This window comes from Streptomyces sp. NPDC017520 (assembly GCF_044329855.1).
Classification (GTDB): Bacteria; Actinomycetota; Actinomycetes; order Streptomycetales; family Streptomycetaceae; genus Streptomyces.
This window is the reverse complement of the sequence record NZ_JBIRKB010000027.1, coordinates 25,836-42,087: the sequence shown is the minus strand read 5'-3', so window position 1 is coordinate 42,087 and position 16,252 is coordinate 25,836. Positions and strand designations below refer to the sequence as shown.

16 protein-coding genes are annotated in these 16,252 nt (G+C 71.0%); 7 read left to right on the top strand and 9 right to left on the bottom strand.

All coding sequences use genetic code 11. From position 1 onward, the window contains the following. Positions 1-88 precede the first annotated feature (88 nt). The 3 genes from ACH4KB_RS36270 to ACH4KB_RS36260 form a co-directional block, all read right to left on the bottom strand. Complete coding sequence (locus ACH4KB_RS36270) at positions 89-1,057, bottom strand: ABC transporter substrate-binding protein (RefSeq protein WP_398071105.1); 969 nt, start codon at positions 1,055-1,057, stop codon at positions 89-91. Positions 1,058-1,118: 61 nt separating this feature from the next. Further along, positions 1,119-1,793 (bottom strand): ABC transporter permease, encoded by a 675-nt coding sequence (locus tag ACH4KB_RS36265; protein WP_398071103.1) that lies wholly within the window; start codon positions 1,791-1,793, stop codon positions 1,119-1,121. A 3-nt stretch (positions 1,794-1,796) separates the two neighbouring features. Beyond that, positions 1,797-2,585 carry an ABC transporter permease gene (locus ACH4KB_RS36260; protein WP_398071101.1) on the bottom strand — a complete coding sequence of 263 codons (789 nt, stop codon included), beginning with the start codon at positions 2,583-2,585 and terminating at the stop codon, positions 1,797-1,799. Between the two features lie 205 nt (positions 2,586-2,790). Between ACH4KB_RS36260 and ACH4KB_RS36255 the strand changes: the two genes are divergently transcribed. Further along, positions 2,791-3,993 carry an ABC transporter ATP-binding protein gene (locus ACH4KB_RS36255; RefSeq protein WP_398071099.1) on the top strand — a complete coding sequence of 401 codons (1,203 nt, stop codon included), beginning with the start codon at positions 2,791-2,793 and terminating at the stop codon, positions 3,991-3,993. Positions 3,994-4,055: 62 nt separating this feature from the next. Here the strand turns inward: ACH4KB_RS36255 and ACH4KB_RS36250 are convergent, their stop codons facing one another. Continuing rightward, positions 4,056-5,177 (bottom strand): alpha/beta hydrolase, encoded by a 1,122-nt coding sequence (locus tag ACH4KB_RS36250; protein ID WP_398071097.1) that lies wholly within the window; start codon positions 5,175-5,177, stop codon positions 4,056-4,058. 160 nt (positions 5,178-5,337) lie between these two features. Between ACH4KB_RS36250 and ACH4KB_RS36245 the strand changes: the two genes are divergently transcribed. The 6 genes from ACH4KB_RS36245 to ACH4KB_RS36220 all read left to right on the top strand — a co-directional run bounded on the left by ACH4KB_RS36245 (position 5,338) and on the right by ACH4KB_RS36220 (position 10,249). Further along, the gene (locus ACH4KB_RS36245) at positions 5,338-7,170 is read left to right on the top strand and encodes a phosphatidylglycerol lysyltransferase domain-containing protein (RefSeq protein ID WP_398071095.1); all 1,833 of its coding nucleotides are present in this window, start codon (positions 5,338-5,340) and stop codon (positions 7,168-7,170) included. Between the two features lie 92 nt (positions 7,171-7,262). Then, positions 7,263-8,060 (top strand): dihydropteroate synthase, encoded by a 798-nt coding sequence (folP, locus tag ACH4KB_RS36240; protein WP_398071163.1) that lies wholly within the window; start codon positions 7,263-7,265, stop codon positions 8,058-8,060. Then, positions 8,057-8,530, top strand: coding sequence for a nuclear transport factor 2 family protein (locus tag ACH4KB_RS36235; protein ID WP_398071093.1), 474 nt, complete (start codon positions 8,057-8,059; stop codon positions 8,528-8,530). The genes folP and ACH4KB_RS36235 overlap by 4 nt, the downstream gene beginning before the upstream one ends. A 188-nt stretch (positions 8,531-8,718) precedes the next feature. Next, a complete protein-coding gene (gene folB, locus ACH4KB_RS36230; RefSeq protein ID WP_018959729.1) occupies positions 8,719-9,078 on the top strand; it encodes a dihydroneopterin aldolase in 360 nt (119 codons plus the stop codon). Next, positions 9,075-9,686 (top strand): 2-amino-4-hydroxy-6-hydroxymethyldihydropteridine diphosphokinase, encoded by a 612-nt coding sequence (folK, locus tag ACH4KB_RS36225; RefSeq protein WP_398071091.1) that lies wholly within the window; start codon positions 9,075-9,077, stop codon positions 9,684-9,686. Before folB ends, folK begins: the two co-directional genes overlap by 4 nt. Positions 9,687-9,760: 74 nt before the next feature. Continuing rightward, positions 9,761-10,249 (top strand): DUF3180 domain-containing protein, encoded by a 489-nt coding sequence (locus ACH4KB_RS36220; protein ID WP_361331180.1) that lies wholly within the window; start codon positions 9,761-9,763, stop codon positions 10,247-10,249. A 45-nt stretch (positions 10,250-10,294) separates the two neighbouring features. On the opposite strand, the gene ACH4KB_RS36215 is transcribed toward ACH4KB_RS36220, so the two are convergent. The 5 genes from ACH4KB_RS36215 to tilS all read right to left on the bottom strand — a co-directional run bounded on the left by ACH4KB_RS36215 (position 10,295) and on the right by tilS (position 16,105). After that, positions 10,295-11,284 carry a hypothetical protein gene (locus ACH4KB_RS36215; RefSeq protein ID WP_398071089.1) on the bottom strand — a complete coding sequence of 330 codons (990 nt, stop codon included), beginning with the start codon at positions 11,282-11,284 and terminating at the stop codon, positions 10,295-10,297. 67 nt (positions 11,285-11,351) lie between these two features. Next, the gene (folE, locus tag ACH4KB_RS36210; protein WP_398071087.1) at positions 11,352-11,957 is read right to left on the bottom strand and encodes a GTP cyclohydrolase I FolE; all 606 of its coding nucleotides are present in this window, start codon (positions 11,955-11,957) and stop codon (positions 11,352-11,354) included. A gap of 161 nt (positions 11,958-12,118) precedes the next feature. Further along, a complete protein-coding gene (gene ftsH / locus ACH4KB_RS36205) occupies positions 12,119-14,179 on the bottom strand; it encodes an ATP-dependent zinc metalloprotease FtsH (protein ID WP_398071085.1) in 2,061 nt (686 codons plus the stop codon). A 182-nt stretch (positions 14,180-14,361) separates the two neighbouring features. Beyond that, on the bottom strand, positions 14,362-14,901 hold the full coding sequence (hpt, locus tag ACH4KB_RS36200) for a hypoxanthine phosphoribosyltransferase (protein ID WP_032752963.1): 540 nt from the start codon (positions 14,899-14,901) through the stop codon (positions 14,362-14,364). A 97-nt stretch (positions 14,902-14,998) separates the two neighbouring features. Further along, a complete protein-coding gene (gene tilS, locus ACH4KB_RS36195) occupies positions 14,999-16,105 on the bottom strand; it encodes a tRNA lysidine(34) synthetase TilS (RefSeq protein WP_398071083.1) in 1,107 nt (368 codons plus the stop codon). Positions 16,106-16,252: the final 147 nt, after the last annotated feature.

The following is a 16,252-nucleotide window of genomic DNA, read 5'->3' as shown; positions in this document are numbered from 1 at the left end:
ACCGTGTGTACGCGCCACTTGGGGGCCGCTCGGCAATCTGTTCCCCGCCGGTTACCTGGCGGCCCCCGAAATGACCCGTAGCCGAGCCCTACTTCTTGATCAGCCCCTTCGACTCCAGATACTCCTTGGCCACGTCGGCCGGGGTCGCGCGCTCGGCATCGACCTTGCGGTTCAGCTCCGCGAGATCCTCCGTGGTGAGCGCGTCGGTGAGCTTTCCGAGCGCGTCGGCGATCTCCGGGGCGCCCGCGTCCTTGGCATTGAGGACCGGCAGGACGTTGTCGGCGTTCTGAAGCTTCTTGTCGTCCTCCAGGAAGACCAGTCCGTCCATCACCGCGTCCGTCGTGGTCGTCAGGACCAGCTCGACCTTGCCGTCGCGGACGGCCTGCTTGGACTGCGGGGTTCCGACGCCCTTGGGGTCGATACCCGTGACGTCGATGCCGTACGTCTTCTTCAGACCGGGTGCGCAGAACGGCCGCACCTCGCACTCGTCGCCCGCCGCGATCTTCACCTTGAGCTTCGACTTCCCAAGATCGGAAAGGGTGGTGAGCCTGTTCTTCTCGGCGAATTCCTCCGAGACCGCGAAAGCGTTCTGGTCGACGGCCTTCCCGGCCGGGAGCACCTTGAGGCCCAGCGGGGCCGCGAGCTTCTCCAGCGCGGCGACCGTGGCGTCGGCGTCCGGGGAGGCGAGGGGGGCGGCCTGGGCCTTCTCCGCCCCGTTCACCTTGGCGTTGAGGAATTCGGTGATCGTCGCGGCGTATTCGGGGACGACGTCGATCTCACCCTTCTCCAGCGAGGGCTCGTACAGCTCGCGGTTCTTCACCGTGGTGACCGAGGTGTCGTACCCGGCGTCGCCGAGGATCCGCGCGTAGAGCTCGGCGAGCACCTTGGACTCGGTGAAGGAGGCCGAGCCGACGACGAGGGAGCCCTTCCTGCCGTCGCCGCCCGAGGAGCCGGAGCCCTTCTCCTGCTCCAGGCTGTCGCCGCCGCAGGCCGCCAGCGACCCCGCCAGCGCCACCATGCCGATGACCGCTCCGGCTATCCGCGAGGTTCTGCTCATGTCTGTTCTCCGTCCGAACTGAAAAGGGTGACCAAAGGGAAGTTGGGGCCGCCGGGCCCCGTCACGCGGGCCGGCGGCGGCGCAGCGGTGACAGCAGCCGGTCCAGGCCCACGAGCACCCCTTCCACCAGCAGGGCGAGTCCCGCGACCAGGATCGCGCCCGCGAAGACCTGGGCCGTGTCGTAGGTGTTGAACCCGGCGGTGATGATCCGGCCGAGACCGCCGAGGCCGACCATCGCGGCGATCGACGCGGTGGCCACGACCTGGACGGCGGCGGACCGCAGCCCGGTCATGACCATCGGGTAGGCGAGCGGCAGCTCGACCCGGACGAAGAGCTGCCCGCCCGACATCCCCATGCCGCGCGCGGCCTCCACCACGGCCCGGTCCACCTCCCGCATCCCGACGTAGGCGTTGGTCAGCAGGGGCGGCACCGCGAACAGCACCAGCGCGATGATGGTGGGCCAGTAGCCCGAGTTACGCAGGGGCGTGATCATGAACAGGGCGAGCACCGCGAAGACCGGGACGGCCCGCCCCACGTTGGAGATGTTCACCGCGAGCGCGCCGCCCCTGCCGATGTGCCCCAGATACAGGGCGAGCGGCAGGGCTATCGCACAGGCCAGCGCGAGGGCGGCCCCGCTCACGTACAGATGCTCGCCGAGCCGGTGCGCGGCCCCGCCGTCGCCCGACCAGTTGGCCCCGGTCGTCAGCCAGGTCCAGGCATCGCCGATGACTCCCACGGGTCAGCCCGCCTCCACCTTCGCCGGGGCGGGCGGGCCCGCCGGTCCGTCCGGTCCGCCCGGTCCGTCCGGGGTCGTGCGCCTGGCCACGTCCGCCCCGGACCCCCCGGATATCCGGGGGGTCCCGGATATCCGGGTCCAGGGCGTCAGCAGCCGCTGGAGACCGAGCAGCAGCAGGTCCGCCGCCACCGCGAGCAGCACGCACAGGACCGAGGCGGCGAGCACCTGGGCCTTGAAGAAGCTGGGCAGCGCGTCCTCGATGAGATTGCCGAGGCCGCCCTTGCCGACGAGCGAGCCGACCGTGGTCAGCGCGACCGTCGACACGGTGGCTATCCGCAGCCCCGCCATCACCGCGGGCAGCGCCAGCGGGAGCTCCACCTCCCACAGCAGCCGCCCCGGGCCGTATCCCATGCCGCGGGCGGCGTCCCGGGCCTCCTCGGGCACCGCTTCGAGCCCGGCCAGGATGTTGCGTACGAGGATGGTCAGCGAATAGAGCACCAGGCCCGTGACGACGAGCGCGGCCGACAGCCCGAACAGGGGCAGCAGCAGCGAGAACATCGCCAGCGAGGGCACGGTGTAGAGCACGGTCGTCAGCCCGAGCACCGGCCCGGCGAAGCGCCGGCCCCGGCGGGCGAGCAGCGCCAGCGGAAAGGCGACCGCGAGCCCGATCAGCACCGAGACCACCGTGATCCCGATGTGCTGCACGGTCGCGTCGGTCAACTCCTGGCTGCGGGAGCGCAGATACTCCCCGCAGATCCAGTCGTTCGTCACCAGGCAGTTCTGCTCGGCCATCCGCCCCCCACCTCCTGCTTTCGCTCGTCGCCCGGAATCGCTCCCGGATCACGCCCGGATCACGCCGGGTTCTCCCCCGGACCGCCCCGGACCGCCCCGGATCGAACTGATGACTGGCGAGCCTATCCTCGACCACTGACAATCGCGGAGGCTGTCGTATTCCGGCAACATGCCCTTCACAGAACGCCCTCCACAATGGGGAACCATGATCCGCTTCGAGCACGTCACCAAGCGTTACGCAGACGGCACCACCGCCGTCGACGACCTTTCCTTCGAGGTCGCCGAGGGTGAACTGGTCACGCTCGTCGGGCCTTCAGGTTGCGGCAAGACGACCACCATGAAGATGGTGAACCGGCTGATCGAACCGACCGAGGGCGGGATATTCCTCGACGGGGACGACATATCCACCATCGATCCCGTCCGACTGCGCCGCCGAATCGGCTATGTGATCCAGCAGGTGGGGCTCTTCCCGCACAAGACGGTGCTGGAGAACACCGCGACCGTTCCCCATCTGCTGGGCTGGAAGCGCGGAAAGGGACGCGAACGCGCCGCCGAACTCCTCGACCTCGTCGGACTCGACCCTTCCGTTTATGGCGACCGCTATCCGGAACAGCTTTCCGGAGGTCAGCGCCAACGCGTGGGTGTGGCCCGCGCATTGGCCGCCGATCCGCCCGTCCTCCTGATGGACGAGCCTTTCGGTGCGGTCGATCCGGTCGTCCGCGAACGGCTCCAGAACGAATTCCTGAAACTCCAGGCCCAGGTGCGCAAGACGGTGCTGTTCGTCACGCACGACATCGAGGAGGCCGTCCGCCTGGGCGACCGGATCGCCGTCTACGGCCAGGGCCGCATCGAGCAGTTCGACTCCCCCGCCACCGTGCTCGGAGCGCCCGCGACCCCGTACGTGGCCGACTTCGTCGGCGCGGACCGCGGGCTCAAGCGGCTCTCGGTGACTCCCATCGAGGAGAGCGACCTCGACCAGCCGCCGGTCGTCCACCTCGACGACCCGCTGGCCACGGCCACCGAACGGCTCAGGTCCCGGGGCGCGCGCTGGGCCGTCGTCCTGGACGGCCGGGACAACCTCCACGGCTGGATCCCCGCCGACGCGACCGCAGGCGCGGCGACCGGCGGCGCACCGGCCACCGCCGAGGGCACCGTCCGCGAACACGCCCGCCGGATGGAGGCCTGGCTCCCGCTCGGGGCACCCCTCAAGCAGGCCTTCGCCACCATGCTCCAGCACGACGCGGGCTGGATCGCCGTCATCGACAAGGAGAGCGAGGGGCGCTTCCTCGGCGTGCTGACCCCCGCCCGGCTCCACGAGGCCCTGCGCCGCTCCATCGACGCGGACGCCCAGGACGTACCGCGCGCCGAGGTCGCCGTGGAGACGGTCGCGACGATCCCCGCCCCCTAGGCCCTGTCGTGCCGATCCGGCCCTGATCCGCCGGACACGCCCTGAGGGCTGTCCCGCCCGCGTCAGTTCTCGCTGAGCCGGGCGCTCAGCCACTCCAGGGCCGGCGGGATCTCCCGCCGCCAGGTCGTGAAGTTGTGCCCGCCGCTGTCGAGCACGATGGAGGACACCTTCGCGGGCGCCCTCACCTTCTCGATGAACTCCATCGTGCTCCGGAGGTTGTCCTCGCCCTCCCGGGACGTCGTCACCAGGAACGAACCGCCGGACGGCGGCCGGTTCTCCAGGGTCCACATGAGGTCGGCGCGGTCGCGCAGCTCCTGCTTCCCGTGGAACAGGTCGCCCGTCGTCGGGTCCTCGGCCGCCTTGTAGTACGCGGAGAGGCCGGCGCTCGCCGCGTACCGCTCCGGGTGGTGCAGCCCGATCTTCAGCGCGCAGTAGCCGCCGGTCGAGTTGCCGATGATGCCCCAGTTGCGGGCCTTCTCCCCGACCCGGTAGGTCCCCGAGATCGCCTCCGGGAGGTCCTTCGCGAAGAACGTCTCGGTCCGCGGACCCCCGGGCACGTCCACGCACTCGGTGTCCCGGGGCGGCGCGACGGTCGGCCGCAACATGACCAGGATCATCGGCCGCGCCTTCCCCGCCTTCACCCGGTCATGCGCCGTCTGCGGGTAGCGCAGCCCCTTCAGCAGGTTCTCCGCCGTGCCCGGGTAGCCGGTGAGCACCACGGCCGCCGGGAACGTCCGCCCGGCGTACGCCGCCCGGAAGTACTCCGGCGGCAGATAGACGTACGCCGGGGACTCGATGCCCGACGTCCGCCCGGAGACGACCACCTTGTCGATCCGCCCGCCGACCGAGGGCACCCGGCCGCCCGGCACGTCCGGGTGCTGGGTGCCGATCCGCGTCATCTGCCGTGAGCCGGGCCCGTTCCCCGCGTGGTCGGTGACCACACCGAGTTCCTGCTGCCGGCCGAAGAGGTCGGCCCAGGAACCGTAGAAGAGGAAGGCGTTGTTGGCGGCCAGCCCCACCGCCGCGAACAGCGTCAGCTGGGTCGCCAGCAACAACCCGACCCGGCCCGACACCGCTGCGGCCCCGGGGCGGGCCAGCCGCGGCCAGAGCCCGACCGTGGCGGCGAACAGCGCGACGGCGACCGCCGCCACGACCGCCAGAACTGCGGAGCTGGTGAGACCCATGAGCGTGCTTTCTCCGTGATTCCTTACGTGGGCCGGATGCGGGAAATTTCCGGAATGTGGGTGAACCCGCGCTCCACAACCCACGTCCTAGAGGGCGCACATCGTCCGTGGGGCTCCAGCCGGCGGACTCAACGAATCTCTCGCGAAGCCACGGGAAGCGATGTCTGTCACGCTAGATGGGGATAAGTCGGTGTCGGTTCCGCAGCGCGTACGCCGGTTGCTCCGCGGGCCGCGCCCCGCATCCGTACCGGCGCTCGTCGGTACCGCCTGCACCGTCGTCGGGCTGATCGACGTCGCCGCCGGGGTCTTCCCCCGCTTCCGGCACAGCCGGATGCACACCCTCGCCGAGGTGCTCCCCGGGGCGCTCGGCCCGTTCGCCGCCGCGCTCTCGCTCAGCGCGGGCATGCTGCTGCTCCTGCTCGCCCACGGGCTGAAGCGGCACAAGCGGCGGGCCTGGCGCGCGGCGGTGATCCTGCTGCCCGCGGGGGCCGTGGCCCAGTTCGCGTACCGCCACTCGATCGTCGGGGTGCTCGTGTCGCTGGCGCTCTGCTGGCTGCTCGTGCGCCACCGGGACCAGTTCCGGGCGCTGCCCGACCCTCGTAGCCGCTGGCGCGCACTCGTCAACTTCGTGCTGCTCGGAGCCGGTTCGCTGGGGCTCGGGCTGATCATCGTCAGCGTCCACCCCGGCCGGGTCGTCGGCGACCCGTCCATCGCCGACCGTCTCCAGCACGTGCTGTACGGCCTGTTCGGCGTCGAGGGGCCCGTCGGCTACGCCGGGCGCACCAGCTGGACCGTGGCCTACTCGCTGGGGGCGCTCGGCCTGCTCACCGCCGTCACCACCATCTACCTCGCCTTCCGCCCCGAACACCCGGCGGCCCGCCTCACCGAGGACGACGAGAGCCGGCTGCGGGCCCTCCTGGAGCGGCACGGCGGCCGGGACTCGCTCGGCCACTTCGCGCTCCGCCGCGACAAGGGCGTCGTCTTCTCCCCCAGCGGCAAGGCCGCCGTCTGCTACCGGGTCGTCTCCGGGGTGATGCTGGCCGGTGGCGACCCCATCGGCGACGTGGAGGCCTGGCCGGGCGCGATCGAACGCTTCATGGACGAGGCGCGGGCGCACTCCTGGACCCCCGCCGTGATGGGGTGCAGCGAGACCGGCGGCCAGGTCTGGACCCGCGAGACCGGCCTCGCCGCCCTGGAGCTGGGCGACGAGGCGGTGGTGGACGTGGCGGATTTCTCCCTCGCCGGACGGGCCATGCGGAACGTGCGCCAGATGGTCAAGCGCATCAAACGGAACGGCTACGAGACCCGGGTCCGGCGGGCACGTGACATCGGCGACACCGAGCTGGACCGGATCCGCCGCGCCGCCGCCGACTGGCGCGGCACCGACACCGAGCGCGGCTTCTCGATGGCGCTGGGCCGGATCGGCGACCCGGCCGACGGCGACTGCGTGATCGCCACCGCCCACCTGACCGGCTCCGGTACGGAGGACTCCCCGGGCGGCGACCTGAAGGCGGTCCTCCACTTCGTCCCCTGGGGGCCGGACGGCATGTCCCTGGAGCTGATGCGCCGCGACCGCTCGGCCGACCCCGGCATGAACGAGCTGCTGATCGTCGCCTCCCTCCAGGCCGCCGAGGGGCTCGGCGTCGCCCGGGTCTCGCTGAACTTCGCGATGTTCCGCTCCGCGCTGGCCCGCGGCGAGCAACTCGGCGCGGGACCGGTGCTGCGCTGCTGGCGGGGGCTGCTGATCTTCCTGTCCCGCTGGTTCCAGATCGAGTCGCTGTACCGGTTCAACGCCAAGTTCAAGCCCCGCTGGGAGCCCCGCTTCGTGGTCTTCCGCACCAGCCGCGACCTGCCCCGCATCGGGATCGCGGCGATGCGGGCGGAGGGCTTCGTGAACCTCTCGCTGCCCCGCCCGTTCCGCCCCCGCCGCCCGCGCCCGTGCGGCCACGCCCGGCGCACGCCCCCGGAGCAGCACGAGGTGAGCGCGGCGTAGCCACGTCGTGCGGGGCCTAGTCTGGTGGTATGAGTACGACACGCACGCGGGGCACGGTCCGAGGACTGCCGGAGTGGGACCGCTGCGCGGTCATGGGCGTCGTCAACGTGACGCCCGACTCCTTCTCCGACGGCGGCCGCTGGTTCGACACCGCGGCCGCGGTCAAGCACGGTCTGCACCTGGTGTCCGAGGGCGCGGACCTGGTGGACGTGGGCGGTGAGTCGACCCGTCCCGGCGCCAGCCGGGTGGACGAGGCCGAGGAACTGCGCCGGGTCGTCCCGGTCGTGCGGGGGCTGGCCTCCGAGGGCGTCACCGTCTCCGTGGACACCATGCGCGCCCGCGTCGCCGAGCAGGCCGTCGCCGCCGGGGCCGCCCTGGTCAACGACGTCAGCGGCGGCCTCGCCGACCCGGGCATGATCCCGGCCGTCGCCGCCGCCGAGGTGCCGTTCGTCGTGATGCACTGGCGCGGCTTCAGCGAGTCGATGAACAGCCGCGCGGTGTACGAGGACGTGGTCGCCGAGGTCCTCGCCGAGCTGCGGCAGCGGATGGACGCGGTCGTCGCGGGCGGCGTCGACCCCGCGCGCGTCGTGATCGACCCCGGTCTCGGCTTCGCGAAGGACGCCGCCCACGACCTGTCGCTCGTCGCGCACCTGGCCGGCCTGCACACCCTGGGCCGCCCGCTGCTGGTGGCCGCCTCCCGCAAACGCTTCCTCGGGCACGTCCTGGCCGGGCCCGGCTCGGCCCCGCCGCCCGCCCGCGAACGCGACGCGGCGACCGCGGCCGTCTCCGCCCTGGCGGCGTCGGCCGGAGCCTGGGCGGTCCGGGTCCACGAGGTACGGGCCACCGCCGACGCCGTCCGCGTCGCCCGCGCGGTCGAGGGAGCCGCGTGAACGAGGAACACGCACGGGCCGCCGCCGACATCGCGGAGGTCGAGGCCGCCAACACCGCCTTCTACGAGGCGCTGGAACGCGGCGACCACGACGAGCTCTCCGGCCGGTGGCTGCCGGGCGAGGACCTCACCGTCTCCTGCGTCCACCCCGGCTGGCCGGTGCTCACGGGCCGCGGCGAGGTACTGCGCAGCTACGCCCTGATCATGGCGAACACCGAGTACATCCAGTTCTTCCTCACCGACGTCAACATCGCGATGACCGACGACACCGCCCTGGTCACCTGCACCGAGAACATCCTCAGCGGCGGCCCCGCCGAGGAGGGCAACGCGCTGGGACCGCTGGTGGGCCAGCTGGTCGTCGCCACGAACGTGTTCCGGCGCACCGCCGACGGCTGGAAACTCTGGTCCCACCACGGGTCGCCCGTCCTGACCGAATCCGACGAGGACGACGACGAGGAAACGCCTTCCTGAGTGGGTACGGGACCCGTGGGGGTTGGAACCGATGACCACCGGGTATGGGCGGCTACCAGCCCGGAGGCGCTGTCCACGGCCCCCACGGGCGAGCACTGTCGGTGCTCGCAGGTAGATTCGAAAGAAGGCACCTCGCCGCCCGCACGCGGCCGGATGTCTCTCGACCAACGACAGCAGGAGTGATTCGCGTGGATCGTGTCGCGCTGCGCGGCCTCAAGGCCCGTGGGCACCACGGTGTCTTCCCCCGGGAACGGGAAGAGGGCCAGACCTTCATCGTCGACCTGGTGCTCGGCCTCGACACCCGCCCCGCGGCAGCCACCGACGACCTGGCCCGCACCGTGCACTACGGCGTGGTGGCCGAGGAGGTCGTCGACGTGGTGACCGGCGAACCGGTCGATCTGATCGAGACGCTCGCCGAGCGCATCGCCCAGCAGTGCCTGAAGCACGAAGGCGTCCAGGAGGTCGAGGTCGTGGTGCACAAGCCGGACGCACCGATCACCGTCCCCTTCGACGACGTGACCATCACCATCATCCGGAGCCGAGCATGACTGCATTTTCCACCGCAGGGCAGAGCGACCCGACCGTACAGCCGGTTCCGACCGCCGTCGTCCGCCAGGTCGACGATGCCGACATCACGCTCTCCAACCCCAAGATGGCCGTGATCTCCCTCGGCTCCAACCTGGGCAACCGGCTGGAGACCCTCCAGGGGGCCGTCGACGCCCTGGAGGACACCCCGGGCCTGAGGGTCAAGGCCGTCTCCCCGGTGTACGAGACGGAGCCCTGGGGCGTCGAGGCGGATTCCCAGCCCTCGTACTTCAACGCCGTCATCCTCGTGAAGACGACGCTGCCCCCCGCCTCCCTGCTGGAGCGCGGCCAGGCCGTCGAGGAGGCCTTCGACCGGGTCCGCGAGGAGCGCTGGGGGCCGCGCACCATCGACGTCGACATCGTGGCGTACGCCGACGTCCTCTCCGACGACCCGGTGCTCACGCTCCCGCACCCGCGCGCCCACGAGCGGGCCTTCGTCCTCGCCCCCTGGCACGACGTCGACCCCGAGGCGCAGCTGCCCGGCGCCGGCCCGGTGGCCCAGCTCCTCGCCGAGGTCGGCCGCGACAGCGTCCTGCCCCGCGCCGACCTGGAACTGCGCCTGCCGGTGTAATCGTTAGGCTCGACGGACGGTGGTCCGGCGCACGGCCGGACCGGGCACAGGCGGCGCGAAGGGCGGCTCACTCGGTGAAGCAACTACGGCTCGGGGTACTGGCGGGCCTCTTCGCCGCCGCCGGCGTCCTCTCCTGGGGCGGGGCCCGCCTCTGGGACTCCCTCGGCACCCTGCCGAGCGTCCCGCTGGCCGCGTCGATCGTGCTGGCCGTGATCGCGGCGATCCTCCTCGCGACCGCCCTCTCCACCCGCACCCGCCTCCGCGCCCAGCGCGAGCGCCGCCCCGGCGCCAAGGGGGTCGAGCCCCTGTTCGCGGCGCGCGCGGTCGTCTTCGGCCAGGCGAGCGCCCTGGTCGCCGCCCTCGTCGCCGGGATGTACGGCGGCACCGGCGTCTTCCTCCTGAGCTACCTCGACATCCCGCCCCGCCGCGACCAGGCCATCTACGCGGGCGCGGCGGTGGTGGCCGGCATCGCGGTCATCGCGGCCGCGCTCTTCCTGGAACGGGTCTGCCGCCTCCCGGAGGACGGCAACGACCACGACGGCACGGGCGCGGCAGCGGCGTAACGCCGCACGGGCCCGGCCGCCCGATGCACGAGGCCACCGCGCCGGTCACGCCGCCGCGCGGACCAGATGCCCGTTGACCAGGAACGCGGAATGCGGCCGAAGCCGGTATCCGTAGACGGTGAACGGCTTGCCGGGCGCGGGACGCGGCCGCACGGACTCGACGGTCACCCAGCTGGATTCCACGGGATCGGTGGCGTGGTGCTCCGGCCGGAACGTGCCGCGGGCCGCCCACCGGTCCACCAGGATCAGGTGCGACGCCAGACCCTTCCTCGCTGGGGTGAACCGTGCGCCGATGATCTCGGCCAGGTCGACAAGAAAGGGCACGTTGGCGCTGACAAGGGTCCGGCCGGCCCAGCGCTTGGCACGGCACCCGTCACCATCCGCGTATCCGTCGAGGAAGCCGTCGAACACCTCACGGTCCCGGAGTACGACCCGGGGAAACGCCTGCCTCATGTGGTGCGCGTCGCCGCCGGCGTACTGGCGCAGGGCGTCGGCGAGGTAGGAGGACACCACTCGGACGCGGAAGCCCGGAATCTCGCGGCCCAGGTAGCCGGAGGGCCGCGTCACGGGCTGGAGCCGGGCCGCCAGGCCCGTCGCCTCGGTGAGGCTGCGCGCGTACCGGGTGGCGAACGCCTCGTCGTTCACGACAAGCGACACGTAGTTCTTGCCCACCGTGCCGTCCGCACAGGTGGCCCCCACGAAGTAGCCGAACGCGTATCCCATGCGGAACGTGAGCCGTTCGCGGCAGAGCTTGCGCGCATGGGTCCACGCGATGGTTCTGCCCGTCGCGTCCTCGGCCCGGACCCAGCCGCTCGGTGTGGCCAGCAGGAGGTGCCCGGCAACCGTGAAAGCCGCATGACTCGTGACGACGTCCACAACCGCCCTCGCCTTGACGGCCGTGACGTCCGTGACCGTCGTCTGTGCCGCGCGGGACCCGTCCAGCGTCCACAGCCTGGTGCCGACTGCGACCTCGCGGGCCTGGAGACGCCCTCCCACCGCGTTCACGGTCTGCTTGCTCGGTAACCCATCGCTCATGCGGCGCTCCTCGGCCTGTTCACCATCACCGGCCGAGGAGCGTATCGGGCACCACCGACAAAGGGTGTCAGCGCGCCAATATGAGGCTCATCGCCTCGGCGCGGGTCGAGGCATCGCGCAGTTGGCCGCGCACGGCCGACGTCGTGGTCTTCGCCCCGGGCTTGCGGATGCCGCGCACCGACATGCACATGTGCTCGGCCTCGATCACCACGATCGCACCCCGCGCCTCCAGGATCCGCATGAGCGAGTCCGCCACCTGCGTGGTGAGGCGTTCCTGTACCTGGGGCCTGCGGGCGAAGACGTCCACCAGGCGGGCCAGCTTCGACAGACCGGTGATCTTGCCGGAGTCGGCCGGTATGTAGCCGACGTGCGCGACACCGTGGAAGGGCAGGAAGTGGTGTTCGCAGAGCGACATGATCTCGATGTCCTTCACCAGGACCATCTCGTCGTGCCCGAGATCGAAGGTCGTGGTGAGCACGTCCTCGGGTTCCTGCCGCAGACCGGCGAGGATCTCCTTGTACGCCCGCGCCACCCGCCCCGGAGTCTCCCGCAGCCCCTCGCGGTCCGGGTCCTCCCCGACGGCGATCAGCAGTTCGCGTACGGCCGCCTCGGCCCGCTTCTCGTCGAATTCGCCGATCGAACCCTGGCCGTCCAGCGTCACCGGGTCGGTCATCTGTGCCTCGTTCCTCTGTGCTGTCCCGTGCGCGGGTTCGCGCTCAGACCTCGCAGGCATACGGAAAAGCCGCGCCCCCACAGGCTAAAACCTGGGGGGCGCGGCATCCATTCCGGGACCGGGTCGGCCCCCGTGACGGAGGTCTCACCGGAGTCGGTCTGTCACTGGCTCTCGGGACGCTCCTCGGGGATCGCCTCGGTGGACGGGGCGATGTCCTTCGTCAGGTCCTTCGGGGCGATCTCCGGCGGGGTGGCCGAACCGTTGGCGACGGATGCGCCGTTGGTGAGGGCCAGCTCCTTGGGAGAGAGCACCGGGGGCCGCGTCGACGGGGTGCGCCGGGCGGATCCGGTCCAGGCCGGCCGGGCGGGGCGCCGGACGAGCGGGGCGAAGATCTCGGCGATCTCGTCCTTGCCCAGCGTCTCCTTCTCCAGCAGTTCGAGCACCAAGGCGTCGAGGATGTCGCGGTTCTCGACGAGGATCTCCCACGCGTCGTTGTGGGCGGTCTCGATGAGCTTCTTGACCTCCTCGTCGACCAGTGCCGCGACCTCTTCCGAGTAGTCGCGCTGGTGGCCCATCTCGCGGCCCAGGAAGGGCTCCGAGTTGTCGCCGCCGAACTTGATCGCGCCGAGGCGCTCCGTCATGCCGTACTGCGTGACCATCGCGCGGGCCGTCGCCGTGGCCTTCTCGATGTCGTTCGCGGCGCCGGTGGTCGGGTCGTGGAAGACCAGCTCCTCGGCCGCACGTCCGCCCAGCATGTACGCCAGCTGGTCGAGCATCTCGTTGCGGGTCGTGGAGTACTTGTCCTCCTCCGGAAGCACCATCGTGTAACCGAGGGCGCGACCGCGGGAGAGGATCGTGATCTTGTGGACCGGGTCCGACTGGGGGGAGGCCGCCGCGACCAGGGCGTGTCCGCCCTCGTGGTACGCGGTGATCTTCTTTTCCTTCTCGGACATGATCCGGGTCCGCTTCTGCGGGCCCGCCACGACGCGGTCGATGGCCTCGTCGAGGCTCTCGTTGTCGATGAGCTTCTTGTTGCTGCGCGCCGTCAGGAGCGCGGCCTCGTTGAGCACGTTCGACAGGTCGGCGCCGGTGAAGCCGGGCGTGCGCCGGGCGACGGCGCCGAGGTCGACGCCCTCCGCCACGGGCTTGCCCTTCTGGTGCACCTTGAGGATCTCCAGGCGGCCCTGCATGTCCGGGCGGTCGACCGCGATCTGCCGGTCGAAGCGTCCGGGGCGCAGCAGCGCCGGGTCGAGGATGTCCGGGCGGTTCGTGGCGGCGATCAGGATGACGCCGCCCTTCACGTCGAACCCGTCCATCTCGACGAGCAGCTGGTTGAGCGTCTGCTCGCGCTCGTCGTGACCGCCGCCCATGCCGGCGCCGCGGTGGCGGCCGACGGCGTCGATCTCGTCGACGAAGACGATCGCCGGGGCGTTCGCCTTGGCCTGCTCGAAGAGGTCGCGCACCCGGGAGGCACCGACACCGACGAACATCTCGACGAAGTCGGACCCGGAGATCGAGTAGAACGGCACGCCCGCTTCGCCGGCGACGGCGCGTGCGAGCAGCGTCTTGCCCGTACCGGGCGGCCCGTAGAGCAGAACGCCCTTGGGAATCTTGGCGCCGACGGCCTGGAACTTGGCCGGCTCCTGGAGGAACTCCTTGATCTCGTGGAGCTCCTCGACCGCCTCGTCGGAACCCGCCACATCGGAGAAGGTCGTCTTGGGGGTGTCCTTGGTGATCAGCTTGGCCTTGGACTTGCCGAACTGCATGACCTTGGATCCGCCGCCCTGCATCTGATTCATCAGAAACAGGAAGACGACCACGATGAGGACGAAGGGCAGCAGCGAGAGGAGAATCGAGACGAACGGGGACTGCTTCGACGGCGAGACGGTGTAACCCTTCTCGATGTCACCGTCCTCGAACTTCTGCTGCAGCGTGTCGGCGAGCTCGACGCCCTGGTTGCCGATGTAGCTCGCCTGGAACTTGCTGCCGGACTCGCCTTCGAGCTTCTGGCCCTTCTTCAGCTCGATCTTGAGGATTTGTTCGTCACCGGTGGTCAGCTTGGCCTGCTCCACCTGGTTCTTGCTGATCGCCTGGACCACCTTGCCGGTGTCCACCGTCTTGTGGCCGCCGGACGAGCCGACGACCTGCATCAACACGACCACGGCGAGGACGGCCAGCACGATCCACATGACGGGCCCACGGAAGTATCGCTTCACGTCCATCCATACGGAGCGAAGATGCCCCGTCCCTCCTGCCCGTAGGTAAATGCTGCTGTTTGAAAAGACTGTTCTTCGGACGGTACCCCAGCATCGTCACCCGCGACTGCCGGGTACGACGGAGAAACCTGCTTTCGCAGCTTCAACGGCCCGAGGGCGGCGAGGGTTCCCCAGCGGGTCGGCCGGGGTCAGCCGCCGTAGACGTGCGGGGCGAGCGTGCCGACGAAGGGCAGGTTGCGGTACTTCTCCGCGTAGTCCAGCCCGTAGCCGACGACGAACTCGTTGGGGATGTCGAAACCGATCCACTTCACATCGATCGCGACCTTTGCGGCATCCGGCTTGCGCAGCAGGGTGCAGACCTCCAGCGAGGCCGGTTCCCGGGAGCCCAGGTTGGACAGCAGCCAGGACAGCGTCAGACCGGAGTCGATGATGTCCTCGACGATCAGGACGTGCTTGCCCTTGATGTCGGTGTCGAGGTCCTTGAGGATCCGGACGACGCCGGAGGACTGGGTGCCGGCCCCGTACGAGGAGACGGCCATCCAGTCCATCGTGACGGGGGTGGACAGCGCGCGCGCCAGGTCCGCCATGACCATCACCGCGCCCTTGAGGACGCCGACGATCAGCAGGTCCTTGCCCGCGTACTCCGCGTCGATCTCCGCGGCCAGCTCGACGAGCTTCGCGTCGATCTCTTCCTTGGTGAGGAGCACCGACTGAAGGTCGGTACCCATGTCCTTCTCGTTCACCCACGTCTCTTTCTCTGCCTGCCGGCCCGGGAAAGCGCCCGGGCCGGGCCGGCTGTTCGCCTGCACTTCAGCCGCTCGCGCGTCAGCTCTGCCGAATGACCAGTCTGCCACCCTGCCGCATCGCCTCGACGCGGCCGGGCAGGTTGATGGCCCGCTGGCCGCGCCAGCCGGTGATCAGGCGGTCGACTTCTTCGAGGTGCCGGGCGAAGAGGGAGCCGGCGGGCGCCCCGGCCTCGATCAGTGCGCGGCGCAGCACCCGGCGGCGTACCGCGGGCGGCAGGACGCAGAGCTTGGCGCACTCCAGGCGGCCGGTCGCGTCGCGTACGGACAGCTCGGCCTCGGCGGCCCAGGTGTCCAGGGCGTCGGCGTCGTCGCGGGAGAGCTGGGCGGTGCGGGCGAGGGCTTCGACGACGCCTTTGCCGAGCGCCTTCTCCAGCGCGGGCAGGCCTTCGTGGCGGAGCCGGGAGCGGGTGTAGGCGGGGTCGATGTTGTGCGGGTCGTCCCAGACGGGCAGGGACTGGACCAGGCAGGCCTTGCGGACGGCCTGCCGGTCGAGGTGGAGGAAGGGGCGGCGGTAGCGGTCGGCCGGCCCGGAGGCGGCGGCCATGCCGGAGAGCGAGCGGATGCCGGAACCGCGGGCGAGGCCGAGGAGGACCGTCTCGGCCTGGTCGTCGCGGGTGTGGCCGAGCAGGACGGCGGCGGCGCCGTGGCGTTCGGCGGCGGCGTCCAGCGCGGCGTAGCGGGCGTCGCGGGCGGCGGCCTCGGGGCCGCCCTCGCGTCCGACGTGCACGGCGACGGCCTCGACGGGGTCGAGGTCCATGGCGGTGAGCCGGGTGACGACCTCGGCGGCGCGGAGGCCGGACCCCGACTGGAGGTTGTGGTCGATGGTGATGCCGCCGGCCCGGACGGCGAGTTTGCGGGCCTCGAACGCGAGGGCGGAGGCGAGCGCCATGGAGTCGGCGCCGCCGGAGCAGGCGACGAGGACGAGCGGGGTGTCGGGCCGGTCGGGGAGAGCGGTCCTGCCCGCGGCGCCGGCTTCGGCGTAGCGGGAGCGGGCGGCGTGCGCGGGGCGCCTCGCCGCGTCGGCCGGCCGGTCGTGGTCGGCGTGCCGGTGGAATTCGGTGATGACGTCGTGGAGTACGCGGCGGACCGCCAGGCGTATCGCCGCGACCGCAGGATGGGGACCCATGTCCGGTGCCCTTCGTGGAGTTCGGGAGGAGCGTCGAGCGCCGGAACGCGTGAGTCCCGTCACTCAGAGTGCGTCGATGGTGACAGAGGCAAGCTGTTCATCGAGCATTGCACGGCTTCCCATGCCCCTACGGTCCCTCGGATGGGT

Bases quoted from the DNA above. Each gene is read 5' to 3' on its own strand.
- ACH4KB_RS36260 (WP_398071101.1), bottom strand. From the start codon at position 2,585: ATGGCCGAGCAGAACTGCCTGGTGACGAACGACTGGATCTGCGGGGAG.
- ACH4KB_RS36250 (WP_398071097.1), bottom strand. From the start codon at position 5,177: ATGGGTCTCACCAGCTCCGCAGTTCTGGCGGTCGTGGCGGCGGTCGCC.
- hpt (WP_032752963.1), bottom strand. From the start codon at position 14,901: ATGGGTACCGACCTTCAGTCGGTGCTCCTCACCAAGGAAGAGATCGAC.
- folK (WP_398071091.1), top strand. From the start codon at position 9,075: ATGACTGCATTTTCCACCGCAGGGCAGAGCGACCCGACCGTACAGCCG.
- tilS (WP_398071083.1), bottom strand. From the start codon at position 16,105: ATGGGTCCCCATCCTGCGGTCGCGGCGATACGCCTGGCGGTCCGCCGC.
- ACH4KB_RS36255 (WP_398071099.1), top strand. From the start codon at position 2,791: ATGATCCGCTTCGAGCACGTCACCAAGCGTTACGCAGACGGCACCACC.
- folP (WP_398071163.1), top strand. From the start codon at position 7,263: ATGGGCGTCGTCAACGTGACGCCCGACTCCTTCTCCGACGGCGGCCGC.
- ACH4KB_RS36270 (WP_398071105.1), bottom strand. From the start codon at position 1,057: ATGAGCAGAACCTCGCGGATAGCCGGAGCGGTCATCGGCATGGTGGCG.
- ACH4KB_RS36245 (WP_398071095.1), top strand. From the start codon at position 5,338: ATGTCTGTCACGCTAGATGGGGATAAGTCGGTGTCGGTTCCGCAGCGC.
- folE (WP_398071087.1), bottom strand. From the start codon at position 11,957: ATGACCGACCCGGTGACGCTGGACGGCCAGGGTTCGATCGGCGAATTC.
- ftsH (WP_398071085.1), bottom strand. From the start codon at position 14,179: ATGGACGTGAAGCGATACTTCCGTGGGCCCGTCATGTGGATCGTGCTG.
- ACH4KB_RS36215 (WP_398071089.1), bottom strand. From the start codon at position 11,284: ATGAGCGATGGGTTACCGAGCAAGCAGACCGTGAACGCGGTGGGAGGG.